9 protein-coding genes and 1 pseudogene are annotated in these 10869 nt (G+C 60.7%); 1 reads left to right on the top strand and 9 read right to left on the bottom strand.

From position 1 onward, the window contains the following. Window positions 1-4 precede the first annotated feature (4 nt). Complete coding sequence (locus K408_RS0132350) at window positions 5-1132, top strand: DUF2336 domain-containing protein (protein WP_051160758.1); 1128 nt, start codon at window positions 5-7, stop codon at window positions 1130-1132. 1000 nt (window positions 1133-2132) lie between these two features. On the opposite strand, the pseudogene K408_RS39390 reads toward K408_RS0132350, so the two are convergent. From K408_RS39390 to trbE, 9 genes and pseudogenes are all read right to left on the bottom strand, one after another. Next, window positions 2133-2566 (bottom strand): annotated as a pseudogene (locus tag K408_RS39390) (LabA-like NYN domain-containing protein); the annotation flags it as partial. A 383-nt stretch (window positions 2567-2949) separates the two neighbouring features. Beyond that, a complete protein-coding gene (locus tag K408_RS0132340; protein ID WP_024342612.1) occupies window positions 2950-3192 on the bottom strand; it encodes a DUF2274 domain-containing protein in 243 nt (80 codons plus the stop codon). A 2-nt stretch (window positions 3193-3194) separates the two neighbouring features. Continuing rightward, on the bottom strand, window positions 3195-4391 hold the full coding sequence (locus K408_RS0132335) for a TraB/TrbI/VirB10 family type IV secretion system protein (RefSeq protein ID WP_024342613.1): 1197 nt from the start codon (window positions 4389-4391) through the stop codon (window positions 3195-3197). Next, window positions 4388-5338, bottom strand: a complete 951-nt coding sequence (gene trbG / locus K408_RS0132330) for a P-type conjugative transfer protein TrbG (protein WP_245265955.1) — start codon at window positions 5336-5338, stop codon at window positions 4388-4390. Before trbG ends, K408_RS0132335 begins: the two co-directional genes overlap by 4 nt. 20 nt (window positions 5339-5358) lie before the next feature. Beyond that, a complete protein-coding gene (gene trbF / locus K408_RS0132325; RefSeq protein ID WP_024342615.1) occupies window positions 5359-6039 on the bottom strand; it encodes a conjugal transfer protein TrbF in 681 nt (226 codons plus the stop codon). A 54-nt stretch (window positions 6040-6093) separates the two neighbouring features. Next, entirely contained in the window at window positions 6094-7311 is a 1218-nt protein-coding gene (trbL, locus tag K408_RS0132320) for a P-type conjugative transfer protein TrbL (RefSeq protein ID WP_024342616.1), read from the bottom strand. Continuing rightward, window positions 7308-7685, bottom strand: a complete 378-nt coding sequence (trbK-alt, locus tag K408_RS44450) for a putative entry exclusion protein TrbK-alt (protein WP_433994159.1) — start codon at window positions 7683-7685, stop codon at window positions 7308-7310. The genes trbL and trbK-alt overlap by 4 nt, the downstream gene beginning before the upstream one ends. Window positions 7686-7687: 2 nt before the next feature. After that, window positions 7688-8422 (bottom strand): P-type conjugative transfer protein TrbJ, encoded by a 735-nt coding sequence (gene trbJ / locus K408_RS0132310; protein ID WP_024342618.1) that lies wholly within the window; start codon window positions 8420-8422, stop codon window positions 7688-7690. Next, window positions 8419-10860, bottom strand: a complete 2442-nt coding sequence (gene trbE / locus K408_RS0132305; RefSeq protein WP_024342619.1) for a conjugal transfer protein TrbE — start codon at window positions 10858-10860, stop codon at window positions 8419-8421. Before trbE ends, trbJ begins: the two co-directional genes overlap by 4 nt. Window positions 10861-10869 lie beyond the last annotated feature (9 nt).

The raw sequence follows: 10869 nt of genomic DNA, 5'->3' as shown, positions 1-10869 counted from the left end.
CGGAATGATCGGTCAATTTGGCATGAGCCCCCAGGAAAGTCTGATAGACCAGCTTGAGGACGCCGTCTCAGGCAGGAGCCTCGCGCGGCGAGCCGATATGCTCAAGCGCGTGACCGACCTGTTTCTTTCTGGTTCGGGGAGGCATTCCCGGGCCGAGATCGACCTCTTTGAGGAGGTCATGACCAGGTTGATCGATAGCGTTGAGATCGCGGCCAGAGCCCAATTTGGCAGCCGGCTGGCCGAGGCAGCCGATGCCCCAGGCAACGTCATGCGCCTGCTGGCTTTTGACAGGGAAATTGAAGTCGCCGGCCCCGTGCTTTCCAGGTCAGGGTGTCTCAGCGAGCAAGACCTGATAAGAAACGCAGAGACAATGAGCCAGCGACATCTGCTCGCCATCTCGAAGCGACGGGAGCTGAAAGAGGGCTTGACGGACGTCCTCGTCACGCGCGGCGATCGGGCGGTACTGGTCAGCACCGCGACCAATCCCGGCTGCCGTTTCTCTTCGTTGGGCCTCTCTAGCCTCGTCGAAAAGGCCGGGTCGGACGATACCCTTGCGCTCTCCATTTGGGCTCGTCAGGATATACCGCGCCAACAGATGGTCAGGTTGTTCCGGCAAGCGTCCGAAGGCCTGAGACTTCAACTCGAGGCGGCCAATCCACTGCAGGTGGGCTCTATCCGCGCAGCCATCGCCCTCGCCTCGGAACGCCTGCAGGCGATTGCCCGGGCCGGATCCTCCGACTTCCGTCGTCTGAGCGGTTATCTCGAAGAACTTCATTCCACCAACAATCTGGACGAAGGCATCCTTGATGAACTCGTGAGGCAGGAGAATTTTGATGGAGTCGCTGCGGCCCTCTCGTTGATGTGCGATCTTCCGATAGCTACAGTTGAACGCGCGCTTGCGCAAGGTCACTATGAGCAAGTCCTGCTGTTTGCGAAAGCCGCCGGACTGTCCTGGAACACAACCCTGGCTCTCATCAAGTTCCAGGCGTATGGGCGAGCCGTCGCCCAGTCGGACGCGGATCAGTATTTCGCAAGCTATTCCCGAATGCGAGTGCAGACAGCTCAGACAGCGCTCCAATTCTATAGACTTCGCGAAGCCTCGGACCGGCCAACGATGGCCAATCGTTTCTAATCTGACCCCGGTGCGCTCGCTACGCTCCTTCGCTCGCGAGCGCTGCATGCGGAGTTGGTCGGGCGCCCCAACGGGCTCACACGGACCGAGTTTGCAACCCGCCCCAACAGGGGCCAAACCCCGGAAAATTCCAGCTTCGGCTGGCCTAGTTTTGGGGAGCACTTCACGGCCGCCATACCCTGCGACGGCGGACGGCTTGAGGTCGATGATGCAGCAATTTCCCGACTCAGCTAGGTTCCCTTAGTGCGAATCGCGCTTCACGGGGGTGGGGTCATGAATGGCATACAGAAATACCGCGCCAAGAGTTGCGAAAAGCGGCGGGCAATCGGGCGAGAGAACTAGGTTCCAGTCAATTTCGCCGCGAGGCGCCATCGTGAGATCTTCCGCGATATGCAAGCCTCACTGAACTAGTGGAGTTGGTCATGAGCCCAATGTCCACGGATGATGAGGTTTGTCTGCACGCATGAGGTGCCACTCATGACCAGGAAAAGCCTGCTGAAACTCTTTATCGAGGCACAAGCGCGCTTGGAGCGCCCCGGTCAAAAAGGCTCGCGGAAGCTTGAGACGATATCAAAGAAGCCACCACCGAATAAGCAGAGCAGAAGTGCGAGCCGTGCTTCAAGTCGAAAGAATAGCGCTGCCGAAGGTAAGCAAATGAGATTATTCGACGTGTGAACGAATGACCCAATAGACGATTTGGAGACAGTGGTTCTCGATTTTGGGCAAGCGCCGTGACTGATGCCAACATAAGCCCGTCCTGGATATGGGGAGCAAGAGATCGGGCACCCGTCCGAAATTGGCGCCGGTAGAAAACGAAGCCGCAACCGACTCGGCGGACGACATATGTGCGTGGCAGTTGAAACGGTAACCGGGCGTCAACTGCTTTCCTGATATTGCGGAGGTGTCGCGGAACTCGTAACGCGTACCGCGGCCATTGCAAACTGCCCGCCAGCTCCCAGGTTGGCGGGCTTCTTGCCCCGCACCGACATGTACTTGGCCGTCATTCTCCCTCTTCGGGTAGACCGCCTTTGAATGGAACGATCGTCGTCCTTAATATGTGGTGGATTTCGCGCGGCGCCGGGCGTTCGGACGGATCGAGGCCGAGCTTGGACGCTTGGACTGCAGTTCAAGCAGATCGGTGAACACGTCGGCTTGGCGGCGCAGTTCGTCGGCGACCATCGGGGGCTGCTGGCGATGGTGGAAACCACGGTGACCCGCACGCCGCGCCGCTGCATCGCCTCGACGAGCGAGCGGAAGTCGCCATCGCCCGAGAACAGGATCATCCGGTCGATATGCTCGGCGAGCTCCATGGCATCGACCGCAAAGCTCGATGTCCATCTAGCCCTTGACCTTGCGGCGGCCGCTGGCGTGGATGAATTCCTTGGTCGCCTTGGTGACGACGATGCAGCTGTTGTAGTCCAGCCAGTCGATCAGCGCCGTTTTGCCTGCGGAACATCCTCCGGCGATACGAGAGGTCGTCTATTGGACGGATTTGCGCGACGAGACCGTCATTTTGCGTCAGTACGATCCGGGGCGAGAGATTGAAGATCTGTGGGTTTCAATGCTTGTTTCGCCGGACGAGGGTCCGAAGATCGAACGTCATGACGTCAGTCGTGGCGTGGTCAAAAGTCTTGTTACCATGAGGGCCGGGATCAGCCTTGTTCTGAAATCGGACATAAGTGCTACCTTTTCTGTTCTTGTGTATCGAGAGCTTGCGCGACGGTACAGGGCCGAGCGTATTGGGCTATTCAGCCTATTGGCAGAATGACAACGAAAACCCCCGCACTGGTAGCCTTCTTGAGGCTATTGTCCGAGCGCTACCCGTCACGTTGTCTGGCAACCTGATGTGCACGACGGAGCTTTGCAAACGCCCGGTCCGTTGCCATGAAGCGGGCTAGCATTGGGGCGATCAGCTTGATAGGGTCGCCGATTGGCTGATCATTATCGCGCGCAAGCAGCTCGGCATACGCAACCAGATCCCGATGTACACTTGCCGGAAGCTCATGCGTGACCTTGACCGGTTTATCGTCGATGAGCGTACCGAGCTTGAGTTTGGCCATGCTTACCCCCTGTACGGCTCGAGCACGAGATCGCGATTCACGATAACCCGCACCGGAAACCCCGGACGGATCGTCAACGTCGGCTGGATGTTGAGATTGCGCCGAACAATCTGCTGACCAGTCTGGTTGATGGACTCGCCTGCACCTCGCCGCAGCGCTTGAATAATTCCGCTGTTGCTGTTGTTGACGTCGCTCCCCGAATTCACCTCGGTGCCGACGGCCAGCAAAGTTGAGAGCGCGGCCGCACCCAGCAATTCTTTCCAGTGGTTGTCGACCCCGTCCTCAAGGCCCGAGTAGCCTGCAACATCGGCTCCCGGCTGCCGCTCCAGCACGATTGACCGGCCGTTCGGCATGATCAGCCTGGTCCAGACCAGAAGCACACGTGACTGCCCAAATGCGACCTGGCTATCATAAGTACCTATCAGCCGTGCCCCCTGCGGAATGAGCCGGGTGCGCCCAGTAGGCGTATCGTATACCGCCTCGGTCACTTGCGCCGTTATCAGGCCAGGGAGATCGGAGCGAATTCCCGTCAGTAGCGCACCAGGAATCACTGTCCCTGCTTGCACCACGAATGGCGATGCCGGTTTGACCACACGATCGGGGCTCGTCGTGCGTCGATCGACCGGCGCGTTCACGAAGGCAAGCTTGCGGTCCTGGCCATTTTGCGCGGAGGCTTCGTCGGACGACATCGTCCCATTCGCCGGAGCATCGTTGGACGGCGCCGTCGCGGTCGGCATCCGGGCATTTGTAGACGCGAACACTTTGCTGGTGCGAGCAGCTTCACTCTCCTGATTGACACGTTGTTGTTCAGCGTCAACCGCCAATGGACCGTTCTGGGTCTGCGCCGCGACGATCGGCCGACCCAAATCGCCGGGCAAAGGCGGTCCAAGCGGTGGCACGTCTTTCGGGACGCTTGTGTAGTCCTTCGGCAGGCCGGCAAGCTGGTCGGCGACATTGTGGTGATCGGTCGAGTAGAGCTCTTCCGGAGCAGGAGCGCGCTTCTTGCTGGATTGCAGCGCCAAAAACACGGCTCCCGAGATAAAGGCAAGAACCAAGGCGGTGCCTCCGATCAGGGCCCTACGCGATATCCGCGTCACGCCCGGACGTTCAGGACGCAACTGGAAGGCTTTTGATGCATCGCCCTGCGCCTTTGGCGGCACGGCATTCCGATCCGGTGGACCTCCGCTTGTATCGGTCATGACGACCTCCCATCGGTTCTGACGACGCGCACCTTCTGCTGGTTCTCACCTCCTAGCCTCAATTCAGCGGCGGCAAACAGCCGATCGACGATCAGCAGGCTTCCGAAAGCCCGATAATTGACAAGCTCGGTCTTCCCGTCTTGCCCGATAACGAAGAGGGGCGGCATCTCACCCTGCCCAATGCCCGGCGAGAATTCGATGTAGACTTTGCGTCCGTCGTCGTAGGCGTTGATCGGACGCCAGGGCGGGTTGTCGCCCTCGATGGTGTAGCGATAGCGGCGCTGGGTTGGATCAGGGATGAATGGCGTCGGCGGCACGGTCCGGCCTCGTGTGCGATCTTCGGGATAGAACCAGGTCACCGAAGGCATGTACGGCTTTTCGCGAGAGTGAAGTTCGATCAGGTAGGTGCGCCGATCGGTGTTGACGACAAGGTTGGTCGATATTTCCGGACGGGTCGGCTTGACCATGATGTGGACGCGACGCGTATCCCCATTGCCGCTCTCTGTATCACCCACAACCCAGCGCACGGTGTCGCCGGCGGCCACAGGTCCCGACCCGATCAATTGCTCACCCGGGTCGAGCGCTATGTCGGTGATCTGCCCCGGTGCTGCGTAGATCTGGTAGAGCGCGCCCGGGCTATACGGAAACACCTGCACCGCGTTGTAGTACGCCGCCTTGCGGGGCTGAACGCGAGCCGCGTCGTTGGCGCTCTCGATTCTTTCGATCGGTTCCTTCGCTTCTTTCTGCTTTCCGCCACGCGCCGGAGTCCACGAGGGCGGCACGTGGAACGGTCGCGGCCGATCGTCGGTCGCCGCAGGAGGATCGGGGAACGGCGGGATATCCGAGTCGTAACTGATCTGCGGAGGCTTGAAAGCCGTGCATCCACCAAGCGTGAAGACCGAGACAAGAAGGGTCGACGCCACGCTGCGCCGCAAGGTCACTGACATCCGACAAATGGAGAGCATGACTATCCCAGCTCCTTCGACCAATTGATGGCGTTGACGTAGATGCCGAGTGGATTCTTGCGCAGCCGATCGATGTCGCGAGGCGGCTCCAAGACGATGGTGAGAATTGCGCTCCAGCGTTCTGTGGCGGCCATCTGGCCGTTTTCGTAGCGCCGTTCGATCCAGGCTAGACGGAAGCTTTCGGGTGAGGCCCTGATGACGCTGGAAACCTCGACCGCCACCTGCGCTTTCCCAACCTTGGCGAAGGGATCGTTGGCGCGCGCATAGTCGTTCAGGGCTGCAGCGCCGCGGTCCGTCGTGAAGTCGTAGGCGCGAAGCCAATCCTGACGCAGCACGATCGCGTCCATGGGAAGGCCGCGAACATGTTCGATGAACCGAGCGAGGTGAAAGGCAATCTGGGGATCGCTGGGTTGGTAGGAAGCATCTGCGGGAGCGACGGCTCTCACCTCGCCTAGTTGATCGACCTCGACCACCCAGGGGGTGATGGTGCCCCGTGCTGATTCCCACGCAAGCGCAGCGGCGAAGCCGGCGGATAGAAATAGAGAGCCGAATGCCATCAGACGCCAGTTTTTGGCCTGGACTCGTGCCGATCCGATGCGGTCATCCCAGACCTGAGCTGCTCGTTGATAGGGCGTGACGGGTGCAGGCGTGCGGCCATAGTGAACGGCCGATCGTTTGAACATGCTTTGACCTCAGGAGATGATTGGGAATGGAACATGGGTGGGTGATCGCGGGCATTAGCTCTCGCCTTGTGAGAGATCGACGGACGCCCCTCCTCCGCCATGATCGCCCGCGCGTATCGCCTGCGTAGCGCTTGAGGCTCCATGACTAATGGTCTGCGTCCGTTTCATGCGACGAACCCAGGCGGGCGCCCTCTGGGACGACGCGGAATCGCCACCATTCGAGCTGCCGCTCGATCCACCGGATTGGACGGCAACAGAACGCAGGGGGCTAGCTGGAGCCGACGTAGCTCTTTCGGCTGCGCCGGACAGACCTCCTGCACGGAAGGCGCTCAAGGAGGCGCCCGCAATGGCGCGGCCTCCCCCAACGGCGCTTCCGGCCAGCGCGGCGCCACCGGCTGCGAGCGCGGCTCCGGCTGCAACCACGCCACCGGCAGCCAAGCCGGTGCCGACAGCGCTACCTGCGCCGAGTTGTGGTCCACCAGAGACGATCCCGTTGGCGATGCCCGGTCCGAAGATGCCGAGACCAAGCAGTGAGAGCGCTCCCAACACCAACGCCATCGCGCTTTCAATGGTCGGCTGGTTGCCGCCAAATCCCGCCGTGAACTGCGCAAAGAGGGTCGAGCCGATGCCGACGATCACGGCCAGCACCAGGACCTTGACGCCGGAAGAAATCACGTTGCCGAGCACCCGCTCCGCAGCGAAAGCGGTCTTCCCGAACAGGCCGAAGGGAATCAGCACGAAGCCCGCAAGCGTCGTCAGCTTGAACTCGATCAGGGTGACGAAGAGCTGAATCGCCAGGATGAAAAAGGCGAGCAGGACGACGATCCAGGCGAACAACAGAACGACGATCTGGACAAAGTTCTCGAAGAAGCTGACGTAACCCATCAGGCCTGAGATGGACTCTAGAATCGGCCGTCCGGCGTCGAGGCCTACCTGCGCAATCCGGCCGGGACGCAAGAAATCTGCTGACGAAAGGCTCGTGCCGGAGGCCTTTAGGCCGAGGCCGGCAAAGCTTTCGAAGACGATCCGGGACAAGCTGTTCCAGTTGCCAATGAGATAGGCGAAGACGCCAACGAACAAGGTCTTCTTGACGAGACGGGCGATGATGTCCTCATCACCGCCCCATGACCAGAACAGGGCAGCCAGCACGATGTCGATCGCCGCGAGCGTGGTGGCGAGATAGCCGACCTCGCCACCCAGCAGGCCAAATCCGGAGTCGATGTAGCGGGTGAAGGTTTCCAGGAACTGGTCGATGACACCGGTGCTATTCATCGCTCGTTTCCTCCGGGCGTCGGCACGGAGAGGTAGCCAGACGGTAGACGGCTTTCATCCATCACTGACGATGGGATCGATCCGTTAGCCGAGGCCCCGTCGCCGACTTGTCGCGTAGCCCCCTTCCTCTGGCTCAAGAATTGGCGCCGCTTCTCAGCCCAGATCTTGCGACATTCGAGGAGCTCCTCCTTCTGCTCGTAGTTGACGCTACGGCACTGCGCGAGCTTGGATGCGAGAGGATCGGTTTCCTGGGTGGCCGATGCAGGAGCCGGTGCCTCATCGTCGCCGGCGCTTAACTGGATTGCGCAGGCCCCGACGGCCACGGCGAGAAGCACTGCGGCTACCCCGATCGGAATGCGCTTAATTGTGTACATCATCAGTGAAACATCTGCACGGTTGCAGGCTGATAGCCCTGGCCCGACGTTAAAAAGCGGCGCAGTTGCTCTCTGCCCTGATCTTGTGCAACTGCGCGCTGCGCGGACTCCAAGCTCTGAGCTCGACCCTGTGCAGCGATGACAGCGGTGAGATCGGCGAGCAGCTGGGCCTGGAGTCCAAGGAGTTGATTACCCGCCTGATTGGCTTGGAGTGAGCCGGTCGCACCTTGGCTCGCAGTTACGAGCGACGACATTTGGGCTCGGTTGGTGTCGAGATTGCCGACGACGGTGGCCTGCACCCGCATCGCGTCCTGCATGCCTGCGACAGCGTTCTGCCAGCGTGCTTGTGCATTGGCCACCAAGGCCTGGTCCGACGCACCTGACGACGCCGGCGCATAAGTGGTCGAGAACGCTCGATCGATCTGCTGGATGTCGTAGGCAATGCGCTGTGCCTGTCCGAGCAGCTGCTGGGTGCGCAGGATCGACTGCTCGAGCTGCAGCAAGGACGAGAACGGCAGGGTCGCGAGGTTCTTCTCTTGGTTGATTAGCATCTGCGCCTGATTTTGCAGCGACGTGATCTGGTTGTTGATCTGCTGCAAGCTGCGCGCGGCGGTCAGCACGTTCTGCGCGTAATTGTTTGGATCGAACACGATCCATTGCGCCAACGACGGCTTGGGGTTACCGGCAAGAACGAATGCGATGGCGCTTGCCGCCACGACACGACGGAGGAGACTCATGAGGAGGCCTCCAGGTTAGTAAGATGTGGAATGAGATCGCAGGCCCAGCCGACATCCCTGGCCTGCAGCCAACCGGCTACAAAGTTCTCGCCACCCTCTTCAACCAGCACCTTCTCGATCAGCACCTGGTCGGCTTTCGATGAGGCGGCGGTAAAGGCCAAAGCGACTTCCCCAAGACCAAGTTCAAACAGGCGGTTGCCGCGACGCGACTGGCAGTAGTAGTCCCGTTTAGGTGTCGCGCGCGCGAGGATCTCGATCTGACGGTCGTTCAGCCCGAAGCGGCGATAGATAGCCGTGATCTGTGGCTCGATGGCTCGATCGTTGGGGAGCAGGATCCGGGTCGGACAGCTCTCGATGATGGCGGGTGCGATCGTCGACCCGTCGATGTCGGCCAGCGATTGGGTTGCGAAAATTACGGAGGCATTCTTCTTGCGCAGTGTCTTCAGCCACTCGCGAAGCTTTCCGGCAAAATCGGCGTCATCAAGCGCGAGCCACCCTTCATCGATGATGAGCAGCGTCGGCCGGCCATCGAAACGGGCCTCGATCCGGTGAAACAGGTATGACAGGACGGCAGGCGCCACCGCCGTTCCGATCAATCCGTCGGTCTCGAAGACTTGGATCGAGGACTCGCCAAGTCGTTCACTCTCGGCATCGAGCAACCGATCGTAGGGACCACCCAAGCAATAGGGCTGGAGCGCCCGCTTCAAGAGATTCGACTGCAAGAGCACGGAAAGACCTGTGAGGGTCCGTTCAGGAAGTGGTGCTGAGGCAAGCGACGTCAGGGCCGACCAGACATGATCCTTGACCTCAGGTGTGACCTCGATCCGTTCGCGGGTCAGGATCGAGGCGACCCAATCGGCGGCCCAGCCACGTTCTGCGGGCTCGTCTATCCCCGCAAACGGCTGGAGCGAAACAGACTCGGATGCTTCTCCTGCAACCGCGCCTCCAAGATCATGCCAGTCGCCCCCCATAGCGATTGCGGCCGCCCGGATCGATCCACCGAAATCGAATGCGAAGATCTGGGACCCCGGATAGCGTCGGAACTGCAAGGCCATGAGCGCCAGGAGCACCGACTTGCCGGCGCCGGTCGGACCAACGACCAGCGTGTGTCCGACATCGCCGACATGGAGGGATAGCCGAAACGGAGTCGATCCCTCGGTCTTGGCAAAGAACAGAGGCGGCGCCTTGAAGTGATGGTCCCTCGCCTCTCCCGACCATACCGCCGAGAGCGGAATCATATGCGCCAAGTTCAAGGTCGAGATCGGGGGCTGGCGGACATTGGCGTAGGCGTGCCCCGGCACGCTGCCGAGCCATGCCTCAACCGCGTTGACCGTCTCAATCATGCAGGTGAAATCACGTCCCTGAATTATTTTCTCGACGAGGCGAAGCTTTTCGTCGGCGGCGCGCGCGTCCCTGTCCCAGACAGTGACCGTCGCGGTGACGAAGGCCTCGCCGATCTGGTCCGTTCCCAGTTCCTGGAGCGCGGCGTCGGCATCGATGGCCTTGTTGTATGCATCGGTGTCGAGAAGGCTGGACGCCTCGTTGGTCATCACCTCCTTCAGGATCGCGCCGATCGATTTTCGCTTGGCGAACCATTGGCGACGAATCTTGGTAAGAAGTTTTGTCGCATCCGTCTTGTCGAGCATGATCGCTCGGGTCGACCAGCGGTACGGGAATGCGAGACGGTTGAGGTCGTCGAGGATCCCGGGCGTGGTCGCGGTCGGAAATCCTACGATAGTGAGGACTCGGAGGTGAGCCTCGCCCAGCAGTGGCTCAAGCCCCCCCGTCAGAGTTTGATCGGCGAGCAGCGCATCAAGATACATGGGAATCTCTGGCACACGGACCCGATGCCGCTTGGTCGAAACGGTGGAGTGCAGGTAAGTCAGCGTCGCCTCATCATCGAGCCAAGCGCACTCCGGCATAAACCCTTCGATGAGCTGGAGTATGCGGTTGGTCCGGTCGACAAACCCGCTCAGGACCTCACGCGCATCAGCGCCGACGGTGCGGCTGCTATTCTCGTACAGCAGCCGCTCTGCCATCGCGGCGCCTTCCTCGGGCGGGAGGTGGAGGAACGTGAGATAGTAGCTTGAGTCATAGTGGGCGCCCGCTTCCTCGAATTGCGCTCTTCGCTCCGCATCGACCAGGGCAGATGCGACGTCGGGAAACGTGCTTGGCGGATATGCGCCGGCGGAATGCCGCTGCGCCTCGACAAAGACGGCCCACCCCGATCCAAGGCGGCGAAGCGCATTGTTCAGACGACCCGCCACTGCGACGAGTTCGGCCGGCACTGCGCTGTCGAGATCTGGCCCCCGAAATTTTGCGGTCCGCTGGAACGAACCGTCCTTGTTGAGGACGATTCCCTCATCCACCAACGCTGCCCACGGAAGAAAGTCCGCCAGGCGCGTCGTTGAGTGTCGGTATTCGGCAAGGTTCATCATGATGAAGGA

The sequence above is a fragment of the Bradyrhizobium sp. in8p8 genome (assembly GCF_000426845.1).
Taxonomy (GTDB): domain Bacteria; phylum Pseudomonadota; class Alphaproteobacteria; order Rhizobiales; family Xanthobacteraceae; genus Bradyrhizobium; species Bradyrhizobium japonicum_C.
The sequence above is the reverse complement of the archived record's forward strand: the minus strand, read 5'-3'. Positions and strand labels throughout refer to the sequence as shown.

Excerpts from the sequence above, each read along its gene's own strand:
- K408_RS0132350 (WP_051160758.1), top strand. The coding sequence starts at position 5 with ATGATCGGTCAATTTGGCATGAGCCCCCAGGAAAGTCTGATAGACCAG.
- K408_RS0132340 (WP_024342612.1), bottom strand. The coding sequence starts at position 3,192 with ATGGCCAAACTCAAGCTCGGTACGCTCATCGACGATAAACCGGTCAAG.
- K408_RS0132335 (WP_024342613.1), bottom strand. The coding sequence starts at position 4,391 with ATGACCGATACAAGCGGAGGTCCACCGGATCGGAATGCCGTGCCGCCA.
- trbG (WP_245265955.1), bottom strand. The coding sequence starts at position 5,338 with ATGTCAGTGACCTTGCGGCGCAGCGTGGCGTCGACCCTTCTTGTCTCG.
- trbF (WP_024342615.1), bottom strand. The coding sequence starts at position 6,039 with ATGTTCAAACGATCGGCCGTTCACTATGGCCGCACGCCTGCACCCGTC.
- trbL (WP_024342616.1), bottom strand. The coding sequence starts at position 7,311 with ATGAATAGCACCGGTGTCATCGACCAGTTCCTGGAAACCTTCACCCGC.
- trbK-alt (WP_433994159.1), bottom strand. The coding sequence starts at position 7,685 with ATGTACACAATTAAGCGCATTCCGATCGGGGTAGCCGCAGTGCTTCTC.
- trbJ (WP_024342618.1), bottom strand. The coding sequence starts at position 8,422 with ATGAGTCTCCTCCGTCGTGTCGTGGCGGCAAGCGCCATCGCATTCGTT.
- trbE (WP_024342619.1), bottom strand. The coding sequence starts at position 10,860 with ATGATGAACCTTGCCGAATACCGACACTCAACGACGCGCCTGGCGGAC.